At 40.1% G+C, this 16,316-nt stretch carries 16 protein-coding genes; 8 read left to right on the top strand and 8 right to left on the bottom strand.

Features of this window, described 5'->3' with window-relative positions:
- Window positions 1-23 precede the first annotated feature (23 nt).
- Window positions 24-1,841 (bottom strand): hypothetical protein, encoded by a 1,818-nt coding sequence (locus BLQ05_RS01015; RefSeq protein WP_023575283.1) that lies wholly within the window; start codon window positions 1,839-1,841, stop codon window positions 24-26.
- Between the two features lie 114 nt (window positions 1,842-1,955).
- Between BLQ05_RS01015 and BLQ05_RS01010 the strand changes: the two genes are divergently transcribed.
- The 8 genes from BLQ05_RS01010 (at window position 1,956) to BLQ05_RS00975 (ending at window position 9,920) form a co-directional block, all read left to right on the top strand.
- Window positions 1,956-2,390, top strand: a complete 435-nt coding sequence (locus tag BLQ05_RS01010) for a c-type cytochrome (RefSeq protein WP_074460080.1) — start codon at window positions 1,956-1,958, stop codon at window positions 2,388-2,390.
- The gene (locus tag BLQ05_RS01005; RefSeq protein ID WP_074460079.1) at window positions 2,380-3,726 is read left to right on the top strand and encodes a cbb3-type cytochrome c oxidase subunit I; all 1,347 of its coding nucleotides are present in this window, start codon (window positions 2,380-2,382) and stop codon (window positions 3,724-3,726) included. The genes BLQ05_RS01010 and BLQ05_RS01005 overlap by 11 nt, the downstream gene beginning before the upstream one ends.
- Entirely contained in the window at window positions 3,723-4,652 is a 930-nt protein-coding gene (gene nadA / locus BLQ05_RS01000; RefSeq protein ID WP_035653825.1) for a quinolinate synthase NadA, read from the top strand. Before BLQ05_RS01005 ends, nadA begins: the two co-directional genes overlap by 4 nt.
- A gap of 2 nt (window positions 4,653-4,654) precedes the next feature.
- Window positions 4,655-6,190, top strand: a complete 1,536-nt coding sequence (gene nadB, locus BLQ05_RS00995; protein WP_023575279.1) for an L-aspartate oxidase — start codon at window positions 4,655-4,657, stop codon at window positions 6,188-6,190.
- 21 nt (window positions 6,191-6,211) lie between these two features.
- A complete protein-coding gene (locus tag BLQ05_RS00990; RefSeq protein ID WP_035653823.1) occupies window positions 6,212-7,282 on the top strand; it encodes an FUSC family protein in 1,071 nt (356 codons plus the stop codon).
- Between the two features lie 190 nt (window positions 7,283-7,472).
- Window positions 7,473-8,060 carry a Crp/Fnr family transcriptional regulator gene (locus BLQ05_RS00985; RefSeq protein ID WP_023575276.1) on the top strand — a complete coding sequence of 196 codons (588 nt, stop codon included), beginning with the start codon at window positions 7,473-7,475 and terminating at the stop codon, window positions 8,058-8,060.
- Window positions 8,060-9,274 carry a hypothetical protein gene (locus BLQ05_RS00980; protein WP_074460078.1) on the top strand — a complete coding sequence of 405 codons (1,215 nt, stop codon included), beginning with the start codon at window positions 8,060-8,062 and terminating at the stop codon, window positions 9,272-9,274. The genes BLQ05_RS00985 and BLQ05_RS00980 overlap by 1 nt, the downstream gene beginning before the upstream one ends.
- Window positions 9,275-9,368: 94 nt before the next feature.
- Window positions 9,369-9,920 carry a fasciclin domain-containing protein gene (locus BLQ05_RS00975; protein ID WP_035654017.1) on the top strand — a complete coding sequence of 184 codons (552 nt, stop codon included), beginning with the start codon at window positions 9,369-9,371 and terminating at the stop codon, window positions 9,918-9,920.
- A 100-nt stretch (window positions 9,921-10,020) separates the two neighbouring features.
- Here BLQ05_RS00975 and BLQ05_RS00970 read toward each other — a convergent pair whose 3' ends face one another.
- From BLQ05_RS00970 to nosZ, 7 genes are all read right to left on the bottom strand, one after another.
- Complete coding sequence (locus tag BLQ05_RS00970) at window positions 10,021-10,398, bottom strand: group III truncated hemoglobin (protein WP_023575274.1); 378 nt, start codon at window positions 10,396-10,398, stop codon at window positions 10,021-10,023.
- 55 nt (window positions 10,399-10,453) lie between these two features.
- Window positions 10,454-11,221 carry an ABC transporter permease subunit gene (locus BLQ05_RS00965; RefSeq protein ID WP_035653821.1) on the bottom strand — a complete coding sequence of 256 codons (768 nt, stop codon included), beginning with the start codon at window positions 11,219-11,221 and terminating at the stop codon, window positions 10,454-10,456.
- Window positions 11,205-11,927, bottom strand: a complete 723-nt coding sequence (locus BLQ05_RS00960) for an ABC transporter ATP-binding protein (protein ID WP_035653819.1) — start codon at window positions 11,925-11,927, stop codon at window positions 11,205-11,207. Before BLQ05_RS00960 ends, BLQ05_RS00965 begins: the two co-directional genes overlap by 17 nt.
- A complete protein-coding gene (locus BLQ05_RS00955) occupies window positions 11,924-13,156 on the bottom strand; it encodes a nitrous oxide reductase family maturation protein NosD (protein WP_023575272.1) in 1,233 nt (410 codons plus the stop codon). Before BLQ05_RS00955 ends, BLQ05_RS00960 begins: the two co-directional genes overlap by 4 nt.
- A gap of 93 nt (window positions 13,157-13,249) precedes the next feature.
- Window positions 13,250-13,681, bottom strand: coding sequence for a nitrous oxide reductase accessory protein NosL (locus tag BLQ05_RS00950; RefSeq protein WP_023575271.1), 432 nt, complete (start codon window positions 13,679-13,681; stop codon window positions 13,250-13,252).
- A 10-nt stretch (window positions 13,682-13,691) separates the two neighbouring features.
- On the bottom strand, window positions 13,692-14,279 hold the full coding sequence (locus BLQ05_RS00945) for a hypothetical protein (protein WP_023575270.1): 588 nt from the start codon (window positions 14,277-14,279) through the stop codon (window positions 13,692-13,694).
- A gap of 55 nt (window positions 14,280-14,334) precedes the next feature.
- Window positions 14,335-16,311 carry a Sec-dependent nitrous-oxide reductase gene (gene nosZ / locus BLQ05_RS00940; protein ID WP_023575269.1) on the bottom strand — a complete coding sequence of 659 codons (1,977 nt, stop codon included), beginning with the start codon at window positions 16,309-16,311 and terminating at the stop codon, window positions 14,335-14,337.
- Window positions 16,312-16,316 lie beyond the last annotated feature (5 nt).

Genomic DNA, 16,316 nt, shown 5'->3' with positions numbered 1-16,316 from the left:
CTTGAATTTTCAAGCCTTTTTTATTAAACCAATACTCCGAGTTCTATGGTTTCGAGTTCTGCTTTATACTTTTGCAGTTCGTACTGAATCATTTCTCTCTCTTTCTGAAAATAATTACCGACAGTAAACAGGTTCCTGTAATACTCGATGCCCGATAACAGGTTTTCCTTGAAAGCAGTCAGCTTCTTTTGTTGTGCCGCATTTTCTTTTTCGAACGCTTCGCCGACTTCCTTTTTAAAATAGTTCAGATACAACGACAGTTCCTTAACAAACATGTTTGGACGTACCACGTTGTTCAATACCGATTTGTAGCCGTAAATGTGCTGTACCATTTCGGATAAGGAATATTGTCGGTCAAAATACGCAATATTGGGTCCCGGACACACCACAACACCTTGAGCTTCGCCTTTGATTTTAATATTGTTCTCCAACAACGAAGCATTGGCCAACCCGATACAAAGACAGGATTTCTCCGTTATGGCATTGTGTTTTTTGGTGAATTCCGAATCCGACAAATTTTCTTTTTCAGTTTCCAGTTCCGACAGTTTTATGTCCTGATATTTTCGGGAAGCCGTGCAAAGCCCTTTTTCATCGTACTGTTTGCTCAGTGCCAGGTATTTTTTCGGACAGGAACTTCCGGCTTTGTTTTCATGAATGCGTTTTTCTCTCAGTAGTTCATTGGTTGTTCCTCGAACAGTGTTAAACGGAATGCCCAAAGGCGAAATGTGACTCAGATAAAGATCTTCTTCTTTGGCTTTTGCCAACAATTCCCGGGTATCATTATCCGAGGATGTCGCTTCCGGAACCAACAGGAATGGTGAACCCCAACCAACGGAATCCGTTTTGTAAAAGTCCAGTAAAAACTCATGTTCTTCTGCTGTTCCAACGCCGCCTTGTACGGTGATTTTCAGGTCCAACGGGGTTTCGGGTACGGGAAGGTTTTTCTGTAGCAGTGCTTTGCACATTAATTCATGCGCCGAAGCGATCAGGTTTTCTTTTTTCTGTTTGAATTCTTCCAAAATCGGACCTAATAAAAAGCCATCGGTTGCAAAAGCGTGTCCGCCACAATTTAATCCTGATTCGATACGGTATTCGGAAACCCATAATCCTTTTTTAGCTAAAAAATTCCCCTGTATCATCGCCGAACGGAAATCGCTCACTTTCAGAATGATTTTTTTCTTCAGTTCGGCATTTTCGTTCGGAAAGAAATCGGGAAACGTTTCGAAATAGCTGTACAATCTTGGGTTCATTCCGGCCGACAAAACCACCGATGAATTCAAAGTACTGTTGGCAAATCCTCTCAAAGCCGCATGGGCATCGTTGAACTCAACTGGAAGCTGTTCCTTTTTGTCATAATTGTCCTTATCGACTTTCGTCATGATATTGATGTCGATTTCGCCGGGATACAGGTTTTTTTCCAGATAGGTTTTAATGTTTTCTTTGATTACACAGCCTTCCTGAATGAAGTTTTCCAGTCCTTTTTTAATTTCCGATTTGTTGGGCAGCATGGCGATGTAATTTTCCAAAGCGGTTTTGCTTTCCGAAAGTTCCGTTTTGAAATTCTCGAATTTCTCGGTAACGATTTTATCAACGGTGTTTAGGTACGACGTGATTCGTTTTGCTCTGTAATCGCTTATTTTCTGTGAAATTTCCTGATAGGGCAAATCAAACTTCTTACTGTAAAAGGCGTTCATCTTTTCAATGAGTTCATCATCCATAATGGAAATCACCGACGAAATGCCATATTGGGCCACGCGAATCGGACTGTCAATCGTATACGCCAATCCCATCACCGGAATGTGAAAGGTGTGTAAGCTATTGGTTCTTAGTTTGTTTTTCATTGCGTTGAATTTAATTCGCAAATATTACGCTTCTAATTTTATTAAAAACTGATAAAAATCATACTTCTTTGTTTTTATTAAGGATAATTTTGTCTTCTATTGTTTTTGACTCCTATGATACATAAGAAAACGAAAATTTATATTGGTTGCATGCTTGCTTTGGTGAGTGTTTTTAGCTTTTACAATTTTACGATTTATACCAATAGCGATGCCCAATATGAAACGCCGCTAAGTGATAAAGCTTTGCACGGACAGGAACTTTGGCAACGGAACAATTGTTTTTCCTGTCATCAGTTGTACGGGTTAGGCGGTTATCTGGGACCTGATTTAACGAATGTTTTTTCAGCCGAAAACAAAGGCCCGGAATATATCAAAGCCTTTTTGAACAGCGGTATAAAAACAATGCCCAAGTTTCATTTTTCCGAAGCGGAGAAAGAAGCGATTGTGACGTTTCTGAAAGAAGTGGATGCGTCCGGTTATTATCCTAATTATAATGCGACCATCCAATCGGACGGATGGGTTGATATCGAGTATAAAGATGCGAAATAAAATATCCTTACTATACTTAGCCACGGCTTTACTGGCGTTATTACTGGGCATGATCTTCGGGATTTTGTCCGGATTGCAATACGTTATGCCCGAATTCATTAAAGCGATTTTGCCTTTCAACAGTTTGCGGCCTTTCCACGTAACCAGTGTTATCGCCTGGATTATTCTTTGTGCTGTCGGCGGCATTTATTACTATTTGTCCAATTCGGAAGCACCTCGTTTGTATTCGGATCGGTTGTCGAAAATCCATTATTTTCTTTTTCTTGGAATCGGACTCACCATTTATTACAGCTATTACACGGGTAATTTCGGAGGGAAAGAATACCTTGAATTTCCTCCGTATCTGATTTTACCGATATTGTTCGGCTGGTTGTTGTTCGGTATTAATTATTACAAAACGATGGTGGGTAAAGTCAGAAATTGGCCCGTTTATTACTGGATGTGGGGCACGGGAATCCTTTTTATGATTTATCATTTAAGCGAGGCTTACTTGTGGCTGCATCCCGATATAAAAAATAATTTTATCAAATCGTTAGCCATTCAGTGGAAGGCGGGCGGTTCTTTCGTAGGTTCCTGGAACATGCTGGTGTACGGTACCGCGATTTATCTGATGGCAAAAATCAAAGGCGACGACAGCATCGGAAGGAAACGTAGATCGTTCTTCTTTTACTTTCTCGGATTAACGAATTTAATGTTCGGATGGGCGCATCATATCTATATTGTTCCTACAGCACCTTGGGTTCGCTATGTCGCATACGGCATCAGCATGACCGAATGGATCATCTTATTTTACATGATTTATGAATGGAGAAAATCCCTTCCGGAGGAAACAAAAATAAAAAATTGGTTACCATATAAATTGTTGGTTATGGCTGATGTCTGGGTATTTCTGAACCTGATTTTAGCCCTGTTGTTTTCCATTCCGGCCATCAATTTTTTCACCCACGGTACGCATATCACAGTAGCGCATTCGATGGGAACGACCATCGGAATCAACACGACGATTTTATTGGCTTCGGTATTGTTTATCGTCAATCAGATTCAACCCGATTTTAATCTTTCGTCCGTCAAAAAAGGCTTCCGGATTTTTAACGTTTCGCTTCTGCTTTTCTGGCTGAGTTTGCTCGTGGCCGGAGTGAAGCGAAGTCATTGGATGTATTTTACCAAAGGCATTCCGTTTTCCGAAATGCAATCGCAGTCGCATTGGATTTACATCGCTTTTTTACTTTTCGGAACCGGAATCTTTATCGGATTACTTTTTATAACACTGCCCGTACTTAAAACACTACTAACAACCTACAACCTGAAAGGGATTAATGAAAATGAGAACCAATGAAAAATCTTAAAGAGAAAATACTCGAGTTAAAGAAACAGAAAAATGCGGTGATTCTGGCGCATTATTATCAGGAAGCCGACATACAGGAAATAGCGGATTATGTGGGTGACAGCCTCGGATTATCCCAGGAAGCGGCCAAAGTAGATGCGGATATCATTCTTTTTGCCGGCGTACATTTTATGGCTGAAACCGCTAAAATTCTGAACCCGAATAAAAAAGTGATTCTTCCCGATCTGAAAGCCGGATGTTCATTGGCCGAATCGTGTCCGCCAGATCTTTTCGGAGCTTTTGCTTTAAAACATGCCGATCATATGGTGGTGACGTATGTGAATTGTTCGGCTGAAATTAAAGCGATGAGCGATATCGTTTGCACCTCATCCAATGCGGTGAAAATCGTAGAATCTATCCCGGAAGACGTACCGATTCTATTCGCACCCGATAAAAATTTAGGAAAATACATTATTGAAAAAACCGGTCGTAAAATGTTGTTGTGGGATGGCTCTTGTGTAGTGCATGAAGCGTTTTCGTTAGACAAGCTGATTGCATTGCACAAGAAAAATCCGGATGCTGAAATCATAGCGCATCCCGAATCGGAAACGCATATTTTAAAAACCGCGAATTACATCGGTTCGACAGCCGGAATGATTGATTATGTGAAGAAAAGCAGTAAAGCGAAATTCATTATTGCCACCGAAGCCGGAATATTGTACAAAATGCAACAGGAAGTGCCTGAAAAAACATTAATTCCGGCACCATCAAACGAGGACAATACCTGTGCGTGCAGTGAATGTGCCTATATGAAAATGAACACGTTGCAGAAAGTCTACGATTGTCTGTTACATGAAAGTCCGGAAATCATTGTACCGGAAACCATCCGCGAAAAAGCACTACTCCCAATTGAAAGAATGTTGGAATTATCAAAATAGCTATGAGAACAGATTATTTAATCATTGGTTCGGGTGTGGCGGGGTTAACCTTTGCCTTAAAAATCGCCAATCATTTTCCGGAACGAAAAGTTACGATCATAACCAAATCGGAAGAGGCGGAATCCAATACCAAATACGCTCAAGGCGGTGTTGCCGTGGTTATTGATGAGATTGAGGATTCCTACGACAAACACATTCAGGATACGCTGCTAGCCGGAGATGGGATTTGCGATACGGATATTGTGGAAATGGTGGTGACCGAAGGACCAAAGCGTTTTAAGGAATTGGTTTCGTGGGGTGCCAAATTTGATAAGAATCCCGATGGCGATTTTGATTTGGGAAAAGAAGGCGGCCATTCGGAAAACAGGGTGGTGCATCACAAAGACCAAACCGGATTTGAAATTGAGCGCACCATTTTAAAACAGGTTAACCGAACCAGAAACATTACGATTTTAGAATACCATTTCGCTCTCGATCTGATACTGCAAAACAACCGATGCTACGGCGTTTATGTGATGAATGAAAACGACGGAACCATCGAAATCTGTAAAGCGGGCTATACGATTTTGGCGACCGGCGGTATAGGGCAAGTGTACGGACATACTACGAATCCGGAAATTGCAACGGGTGACGGTATTGCCATGGCCTACCGGGCCAATGCTAAAATCAAGGACATGGAGTTCATTCAGTTTCATCCGACGGCTTTGTATGATGAAACTTCGGTAGAAACGTTCCTGATTTCAGAGGCCGTTCGTGGGTTTGGTGCTTTTTTGCGTAATGCCAACGGGCAACGATTCATGTTCGATTACGATGCAAGAGGCGAATTGGCTTCGCGGGATATTGTCTCACAAAGTATTTATAAAGAATTGAAAGAGCGTCAGGAAAAATGTGTCTATTTGGATTGCACGCATTTGGATATCAGTGAATTTAATCATCATTTTCCAATGATTTACCGTCATTGTAAAGATCTTGGGATTGACATTGCCAAAGAATGGATTCCTGTAGTTCCCGCCCAACACTATCTCTGCGGAGGGATTGTGGTGGATAAAAACGGAAAAACATCCATCGAACATCTTTTTGCCTGTGGGGAATGTTCCCGAACCGGATTGCATGGGGCTAATCGGCTGGCATCGAATTCGTTGTTGGAAGCCTTGGTGTTTTCGGACCGGATTTTCAAATACATTTCAAGTACCTCATTGATTTCTTTAACGGTTAATCACGAATTTTCAGAATGGCACCCGATACAGAAAGGAGAAATACCGCCTAATTATTTAAAAACAACGGAAGAAGAACTTCAGTTACTCATGAGGGAAAATGCGGGAATTGTTCGTAATGATGCCGATTTACTTTCGGCAAAAGCCCGATTAACAGCACTGCAAAAAGAAGTGGAAGGAAAATACAACCAATATCAAATAACGACCTCGCTTTGCGAATTGCGAAACATGATTCAGATTGCCTTATTAATCGTGGAACAGTCATTACAACGCAGTAAGAATTGTGGTGGTTTTTTGAAAATTAATCACAGTGTTGTCTTTTAAAAAGAGTAATTTTGAAGGATCATGATTACGCTCAAACAACTACAATTTGAAATTTTATCGCTTTTCCGATACAAGAAGAGCGAACGAACATGGCATGTCCCTTTCTTGGCGTCTTTATGTGTTGGAACTCCGTTGTTTATTGGCTATTATTTGGATAAACCGGCATACGGAATAACAGCTTGTATTGGAGGATTGGTTTTTCTGTATTTGCCTGCCAGTTCGCTGGCCCGACGGATGGTAACCATTTTGGCTTGTTCTTTCGGATTTGTGTTTGCGTTTACCATAGGTGTTCTGTTCAGTTTTAATCCGTATTTGTCTTCCATCGTATTGGGACTTTTTGCCGCTTTTGTGCATTGGGTATCCCGATTTTACCAGTTAAAACCACCGGGAAATTTTTTCTTCATAATGATAGCGTCCATAGCCAGTTGTATGCCTTTTGATCTTGAGGGAATACCGGTAAAAGTGGGGTTAATCGCCATGGGAACCATGCTGGCCTGTGTGATTGCTTTCGTATACAGTTTGCTGATAACCAAAGGCACATTTTTTAAATCGGAGTTCGTGGTCGTGGTGCAGCGCAATTATGCGACGATTTTTGAAGCAATTGTCATCGGTTTTTTCATGTCGCTTTCGTTACTGACGGGTTTATTGCTGAAATTGGATAATCCGTATTGGCTGCCCATTTCGTGTGCGGCGGTAATTCAGGGCGTTACCTTGCAACAGGTTTGGCGAAGAACGTTTCAGCGTATTTTAGGAACTTTTGTGGGGCTTTTGCTAACCTGGGTTTTGCTCCGGTTTGAACTGAGTCTGTTCTGGATTTGCTGCAGCATTGTAATGTTACAGTTTATTGTGGAAACGTTAATCGTACGACAGTATGCGATGGCAATTATTTTTATGACACCATTGACCATTTTTCTGGCGGATGTTGGGGATTCGTTAAAATTCGATCCGAACGACTTGATTACGACCCGTTTTTTTGATATTATTATAGGAAGTGTAATCGGCGCCGTTGCAGGTTGGATATTGCATCATCAGTACCTTCGCAATAAATCGGAACGTCAAATCCGGAAAACACGAATCGCGATGTATCGATAACAGGTTGTTGTTCCAAATCGGTGCAATGAATACCTGTTTAATGGGCAATCTTAAATAGTTGCCTGAAGACAATAGTGTCTTTTGTGTGGTATTTGTAATATTTTTAGTAAATTTAAAGGAATTATTTTGTTGATTCTGAAAGGAATGTTAATAATAAAGGAAATAATCACACGTCAATCATTCGTTATTTATGCAGATAGATTTAGATTTATTGTATTCTTGGGGTGCAGTCACTAAGGAATATAAAAAAAATGAAGTTATCTTCCACGAAGATACTACAGCGGGATTTTACTACCAGATTCTGGAAGGTTGTGTCAGGATGTTTAATGCGAATGACAAAGGGAAAGAATTTACCCAGGCTTATTTTACGTGCGGACAAAGTTTTGGTGAACCTGCGTTATTGATTGATAAGGAGTATCCTGCTACGGCTGTGGCTTTTCGGGATTGTAAAATAGTTAAACTCTCCAAAGACAATTTTTTAAAGATTTTGGATGAATATCCTTTTATTCAGAAACATTTCCTGAATTTGCTCGCCAACCGTATTTACACTAAAACAAAACTCGCCAAAGACATCATCAACCAAAAACCGGAGTTCCGGATTATCGCTTTTTTGAATGCCCAGAAAAACTGTGGAAAAGATGAAAAACATCTGGTGCCTTATACCCGACAGGAAATCGCTAATTTCACCGGATTGCGGGTCGAAACGGTTATCAGGGTGTTTTCCCGGATGAAAGAGTCCAATAAAATCGAAATGGTTAATCACAAAATCTATTACTAATGATGACGGATAGTAAATTTTGGCTGAGATTTTCCTTAGTGAATCTGTTTATAGTCGCTTTGTTGGGGTTGCTGATGCGTTACAAAATCGGGTTCGAGTTTCCGTATTTTAATCAAAAGAATCTGCAGCTTTCCCATTCCAATTTTGCTTTTACAGGCTGGATCAGTCATACGTTAATGGTGCTGATGATTCACACGCTTCAAAACAAAATAATCGATTTTAAGTTCGAGAAGTATAAAAAGACCATTATTTTCAACCTGATCTGTTCCTATGGGATGTTGGTGTTTTTTATCCTTCAGGGGTATGGAATGATTTGCACCATTTTTTCGGTATTGTCCATTCTGGTTTCGTTTTATTTTGCCTTTACGTTTTATAGAGATCTGAATCGGGTAGACAATACACTCCTTTTTAAAAACTGGTTTAAAGGGGCTCTTTTTTTTAACGTAATCTCTTCGCTGGGATCGTTTGCTTTAGCTTATATGATGATGACCAAGAACATCCATCAGAACGAGTACCTGGCTTCCATCTATTATTTCCTGCATTTTCAGTATAACGGCTGGTTTTTCTTTGCCTGCATGGGCTTGTTTTTTGATTTCTTTCGACTTAACAATACTGAAGACGCTTTCTTTGGCACTTCGTTCAAATTGTTTTTCGCTTCCTGTATCCCGGCTTACTTTTTATCGGTTTTATGGTTGGAATTGCCACGCTGGCTTTATGTGATCGTGGTGATTGCTGCCGTAATTCAGGGGTATGCCTGGTTCCGATTGCTTTACGGCATTTTAAAACAGAAATCGGAAGCGATATGGAAACTCGGCTTTTCGTTGCGGTACGTTTTGCTTTTTGTCGGATTCGCTGTTAGTATAAAATTATTGCTTCAGCTTGGCTCTACGGTACCGTTTGTCAGCAAGCTTGCCTTTGGTTTCAGGCCCATAGTAATCGCTTATCTGCATCTTGTTTTGTTGGCTGTTATTACGTTGTTTTTACTTTTCTACATTCATGCAGCTTCCTTTTTTGCAAGATTTGAGAAAACGTTTTTCGGATTGATTCTTTTTTCGGTAGGGGTGTTGCTCAATGAAATTATTTTGGCTGTACAAGGAATTGCTTCTTTCAGTTACACGATGATTCCGTATGTAAATGTGCTTCTTTTTGGAGCTGCGATAGTGCTGGTTGCAGGTAGTAGCGTTTTGGCGTATAATTCGTTTAAAAAAAGTTAAAAAATTGATTTTCTTATGATTACACTCATAAAATATTTGTGGAATAGGTCATAACTTGCAGGTATTAATCAGAATGATAAAAAACAAAGTCAGTATGAAAAAATCAGTTAAACTACTTTTATTAGCCAGTGCATTGGTCATCTTTGGATGTAAAAAAACCGAGGCTACTTCCGAAGCCACTGAAGATGCGGCATCAACAGAAAGTGTTGGGCAATCCGGAGTTGTTGATGAAACCTCGAGTCCGAATATTGTGCAAACCGCTTCCGGAAGTAAAGATCACTCTACCTTAGTAACAGCGGTTAAAGCCGCCGGGTTAGCAGATGCTTTAAGCAATGCGGGACCCTTTACCGTTTTTGCACCCACCAATGCCGCTTTTGATAAGTTGCCTGCCGGAACTGTGGAAGGTTTATTGAAACCGGAGAAAAAAGAAGACCTGAAGTCCATTTTGGAATACCATACCTATGTGGGGGTTTTAAAAACCGATTACATGCAGGATGGTCAGGAATTTGAAATGGTTACGCCTCAGAAAGTGAAAATCACCAAAAAAGATGGAAAAACGTATGTGAACGGTTCGGAAATTGTTGCTTCCATAGAAACTTCAAACGGAATCATTCATGTAATTGGAGATGTACTTTTGCCTAAATAAGATAAGAAATTATTAATTCAAGTTTCCTTTTCTAATTATGTTCGGGAAAAAGCGTTAACCTCTTAGGTTAGCGCTTTTTTCATTTCCAGTCGTGAAAGCGTTAGTTTCCGTAAAGTGTTTTTGCCATTAAGGCATTCGCGATATTAAAAGCTCTCTCTTTAATTTCTTCCGCTTTGTTACCGAAAAATAATTCATCTACTGTAGTTTTAAATAAGAAGATCCAATGTTGGAAATGCTGCTGCGTCATCTTGCTTTTTTTATGCAGTTCTTTGTGTACGGTCATTGGGTTACCGCTGTAATTCCCGTTGTAAAAAAGAATATTCTCCCAAAAATCATACATCTTGGGTAAATGACTGTCCCAATTTACATGTGCCACATCATTAAACAAATACCCTATAACCGTATCGGTCCTCACTTTCTCATAAAAAGCATTGACCAATTTTTCGACGTCTTTTCTATTCTTAAGATCTTTTTTCATTTTGAAAAGGGTAACGGATTAGAAAATCAGCAATCGGAAATTCATTAGCAGAGTGTCACAAATCTTTCCGGTTGAACTTCTTAAGCGAAATAAAAAACGGAATAATAGCCCATAGCGACAATAACAGAAACGAAACTATTAAACCTGTTGAGGTTCCGAAAAAGTCTTTGAAAATTGCTCCGGTATAGCCCATCATGGCGGAAACATCGAGATGTAACAGTATTTGAATCCGCGCCAAGTCGATTGGACTTAAAGCGGTGATTCCCACCATGGCGGTTTCAATCGGATAGTCGGCAAACTGGAACAATAAAAACAGTACCATACCGTCAAAAAGTAAGGCAAAGTACAACCAAATCATGATAGCGATTCCGATTCCTTTGGCTTTGTCTCTGGTGAGTATGGAACTTAAAAAAGCCAAGGCCACAAAAATCACCGAAACCAAGCAGCCAACGATTATCATCATAAAACCAATGTTGTCCGGGGAGTTGACCAACAAAGGAATCCCGGCTCCAACAAAAAAGGAAAAAACCATGGAGGAGGACAGGCCAATGAACAAACTGAGCCATATTTTCTGGCGTTTTACGGGCTGACTGAGTAAAAGTTCAATGAATTCAGAGCTGTTATACAGGTAAATGGTTGCAAAAAGTATGGAGACCAATGGCACGGTGAACAAAATCACATTCAAAATGGTAAGCAATCCTTTTGCCGAATTGTCTTCCAAAGCAAACGAACTCCAGGACAGAATGGCCAAAATAAAGGTGTATCCCAAAACGATTTTGTTTTTGAGAATGTCCAGTAAAATGATTTTAATGATTCGGTTCATTTTTTGTGCGCTTTAAAATTTTAGCAATCGCTTTTGAGATTTTGTGTTCGTTGGTTTCCGATTTCAATTCGGCTATTTTTTTGTGGAACAGCACGTTGCCTTCCTGCATGAAAATAATTTCGGTAATTAAATCGTCCAATTCACTCAAAAGGTGTGAGGTAATCAGAATGAGTTTTCCTTTTTCTTTTTCCTTGATGATTTTGTCTTTCAGAATTTCGGAGGCCAACGGATCTAAACCGGCCGTGGGTTCATCTAAAATCAAGACGTCGGGATTGAATAAAAACGCTAAGGTAGCACTCACTTTTTGGGTGGTTCCTCCGGATAAGGTGCGCATTTGTTTGTCGAACATTTTTTCCAGTTCGAACGCTTTCAGCAGATCCTCATCCAACTCCTGATTGGTGTTTCGGATTTGTTTAATCATGTCGATAACCTGACCGATGGTCATATTGTCGGGATAACGCCCAATTTGCGGCATATAGCCGATTTTTTCCCGGTACAGGTATTCGTTTTTAATCGATTTTTCGTTGAAAGTTATCTGGCCTTTATCGGGAAGCACCATTCCTAATATGGATTTTATCAGGGTGGTTTTTCCGCAGCCGTTCGGACCAATCAATGCAATGCACTCTCCTTTGTTGCAGTTGAGGTTTACATTTTTCAGCACTTCCAATTTCCTGAATTTTTTATTTAAATCTTTGATGTGTATCATAGGGGCAATGACTTCATTAATGGCGTATTATCTATAAAATTATCCGGCGTGATGCTGGGCAGTACTTTTTCGGATTTGTCCAGAAGCGTAATCATGAAACTTCGGTACAGTAGCATGGCGGAAGGATTTGTTTCGGTTAGCACCGCAAATAAACTCAGCGGATGATACGGTACATCGCCTATACCGTTTTTGTCCAAATCGTACCCTTCGTATTTGTCCCAATAATTACTGTTGAAGGTGTTTAAAACCAGACTTCCGTTCGTACTGATGTCAAAAGTGTTTTTAAGGTAATTGTTATTGACAATTTCGTTGTCCATACAACTGGCCTGAATTTTCATTCCCCAGCCGTTCGACTGAAACACGTTTTTTTCCACTTTGATGCGTGAAGTTCCTTCCATGTAAATGCCCGACGTGTTTCTGGAAAAACGATTGTTGAAAATATAGCTATCGGCAATTTCTTTCAGCAACAAACCGTAGGCCGAATCACCCCAGTTTTCTTCAAAATAGTTATTAAACATTTTTACGTTCTTGGTAAACATAACCGCAACACCCGCACCGTTGTTTTTGAAAATATTGGTGATGTAGGCATCATCGTTGGAAAACATGAAATGCAGTCCGTACCGAATGTTGTTGAAAGAAATGTTGCGCCAAATCACCGAATGGGTTACAAATTCAAAATAAATTCCGTCGCGATGACCGGATATTTTGTTGGCGATAATCTGCAGATTGTCACTTTTCCAGCAATGTATTCCGTTGCCAATCAGTTGTTCGTCCTTGCCGTAAGCCTTGATGGTGTTGTTTTTTACAAGACAGTTTTTACTGTTCTGAATATAAATGCCAAAGAAATTGTTGTCGAGGATGTTGTTTTCAATAACCACGTTACTCTTATCATAAACCCTTATTCCGCAAGGGTCTTCCAAGGCAGCATGGCCTGAATTAATAATTTTGAACCCTTTAACGGTAACATTATCAGCGTTTACCGATATGATTTCCGATTTGTTTTCACCATCCAGTATCGGGAATTTTTTGCCGATAAGAATGATTTGTTTGTTTATTAAAATACGTCCTTCCTTGTAGATTCCGTTATGAACAACAATGGTGTCTCCGTCAGAAGATTGTGCAATAGCGGCTTTGATACTTTTTACCTGCTGGTTTTTTCCAACCAATATGGTTTTAGCCTGACACAATACGGAAAGGGAAAGAAAATATGCTAAGAAAATAATTTTCATCTATGAAAAATATAATTGTAAAGAGGTCATATATGTTATCGCCTTTTTATTTATAGGATTTTGCAAATGCAAAATTTGTTCTTAGTGGCGATTTCATTGCAACGAATTAAAAATTTCATCCCATGATGATGGTGCGGCGTTTAGTTTGGTTTGATATTGTTCCGCTTCCGGTTTGGAGGAAAAAGCAGCGATGTTTCCTCTCATGGGGCTGTTAATGGTGCCGTCTTTCAGATAGAATGCCTTATCGGCGGCTATTAATGTATTGTCCTGCAGGTAATCATTAACATAAAAGGCTTTTGCCGGAACGCTTGTTCCGGATTTGGCGAACTTCACCATGCAGGAAATGTCGTCAAATTTGTAATGCCGTCCTTTTTCCGTAATCAGTTCGGCTCCGAATTTACCATTGGAAATGGTCATTTTGCAATTATCGCAGCTATCCGAATTTAACTTTATGGGTTTGGGTTCGTTTGAATTGCAGGAATTCAGAACACTGATTGTAAACAGAATAAATGCAACTCTTTTCATAAACAGATATTTATTTTTTCTTTTTAAACAGTTCATATTCCTTAAAAATTATAACAAAGAGGAATAACCCTGCCGCGGCAAGCATCCAGCCCCCGATGTCTGGAATGGAATAGGCACCGAAATTCAGCAATTGTTTGTATCCGATAAGCGGCGGTTGATAAGCCATTCCGGGTACTCGTATTGCAGCATTCGGATCAAGATTATGTCCGTATTCATAATTCCATCGGTAAAAATCAATTCCTGCTAAGATTACGAAAAGTACGTAAGTTATGAAAAAAACCAATACGGCTTTTCGTTTTGCAATGAAAATAAGGAGCAGGGAAATTAGTCCGAATCCGGCAAAAACGTACGGTAATATTTTGAATTCGATGAAATTCTCGGTGTGCAAAGTAGCCATACCGATGTAATGGTTCAGTCCATTGATAATATCAACGTCTCCGCCTATTTTATTAGCGTGCAATTTTAAAACCAATCCTTCAGGATATTGAGGGGCGTTCAGTTCAATTTGCCACATGGGAACAAATATGGAGCCTACGAACAAAGCTGAAATAATCAAAAGCAGTACCTTTGATACTAAGGAAATTTTTGCTGTTGTCATGGTATATGATTTAAAAAAAGGGACAACTCAACATTGCCCCTTTTTGATATTAAAGTTATTTCGTTGCAGGCAAATTGGTACCTACGCTATACGTTATCGGTACATTGCTTCCGGCAGGGGAGACCCTGACATAACCCGACATTTCCTGGTGCAGTGCACTACAGAAATCGGTACAGTACATTGGATACATACCTACTTTTTTAGGAATCCATTTCAGTGTTGTGGTTTCACCCGGCATGATTAGTAATTCTCCGTTGTCGGCTCCTTTGATGGCAAAACCGTGAGGTACATCCCAATCTTGTTCCAGGTTGGTTACGTGGAAGTACACTTCATCACCTACTTTGATACCTTCAATGTTATCCGGAGCAAAGTGAGAACGAATAGAGGTCATGTACACATGTACTTTATTTCCTTCTCTTACCACTTTTGATTCTTTTTCCCCTTTGGTTACGTAAGGGTGATTGTTTTCTCCGATTTTATAGAATTTCAACTGACCGTTGTTTCTGATCAGATCCGCTGGAGCAGCCTGGGCATAGTGTGGTTCTCCAATGGTTGGGAAATCCAAAATCAATTTCATTTTATCACCGCTGATGTCAAATATCTGTGCACTTTGTGCTAATTCAGGACCTGTTGGTAAATAACGGTCTTTGGTGATTTTATTATAAGCAACCAAATATTTTCCAAACGGTTTTTTACTGTCACCACCCGGAATCATTAAGTGCCCAACAGAGTAATAAGTTGGAACCCTGTCTAGAACTTTTAACGATTTAATATCCCATTTAACCACTTCAGAAGAAACGAAGAAAGTGGTATACGCATTTCCTTTTCCGTCAAATTCGGTATGTAATGGACCTAATCCTGGTTTTTTCACTTCTCCGTGCAACGCTGCTTCGTATTTGATTACCGGAATGCCTCCATAATTGCCTTCAAACTGTTTTTTTGCAATAGCAGATTGCATTTTGTCAAAACTAAATACAGGGATTAGTGCTGCCAGTTTACCGGAACCTACAATGAATTCTCCGCTTGGGTCAACGTCACAACCATGAGGTGATTTAGGACAAGGAATCATATAGCAGATGTCTTTTAACTCAGCAGAATCCAATACCAATACTTCGGTTTTGATTTCCGATTTAGCGGTATGTGTTTTCTCATCCCATGTGTTATGGGCATATTTTACCGATTGTTTTTTTCCTTTACCGGCTTTGATGTATTCTTCGGCTTTTTTCCAGTTCACCGCCATGATAAAGTCTTTGTCTTTTTGGGAAGCATTCACTTCCAACAGTGTATTTGCCTGTTCCGTGTTGTAGCACGAGAAGAAGAACCATCCGTGCGATTTTCCTTTTCCGGCATGGGAAAGGTCAAAGTTAACACCTGGTGTTACGATTTGGAACGCCAAATCCATTTCCCCTTCTTTTCCGACTTTCACAAAACTGATGTGCCCTTTAAAATTTTCTTTGTACGTATTGATTGGTACATCTCCGTTGGAATAATCTCCCGGTACACTAAAACGAGTTCCCGCTACTACATATTCCGTATTCTCCGTAATAAAAGGAGAGGAGTGATTACCGCCACTGTTTGGCAATTCGATAATTTCGGCCGTTTTGAATGTTTTCAAATCAATACGGGCAATACGCGGCGTGTTGTTTGCGTTACCAAAAACCCAACGTCCGTCAATTTCACCATTGGTTTGCGACATTTCGGTATGGTGTAAATCGTCCCACGGCACGAAACCATGTGAGGTATTTAGCATCGGTTTGGTTTCTTCGCTGTAACCCCATCCTTTTTCAGGATCTACCGAGAAAACCGGAATTACCCTGAATAATCTTCCGCTCGGAAGTCCGTAAACGCTTAATTGTCCGCTGAAACCACCGGAAACGAAATTGTAGAATTCGTCATATTTACCCGGAGCTACGTAGGCCTTTTGAGCGGCATCACCACTAACGGCATCGCCGGAACTTTTTGGTTTGCAGGAAGTCACCAAAGCACTCCCTAAAGCAACCACTGCGACTGCTTTGACAAATGTATTTTTCATTTTTT

Origin of the sequence: Flavobacterium saliperosum, from assembly GCF_900100625.1 — a bacterium.
Lineage (GTDB): Bacteria > Bacteroidota > Bacteroidia > Flavobacteriales > Flavobacteriaceae > Flavobacterium > Flavobacterium saliperosum.
Note: the sequence above shows the minus strand (reverse complement) of the source record. Positions and strands in the feature narration are given on the sequence as shown.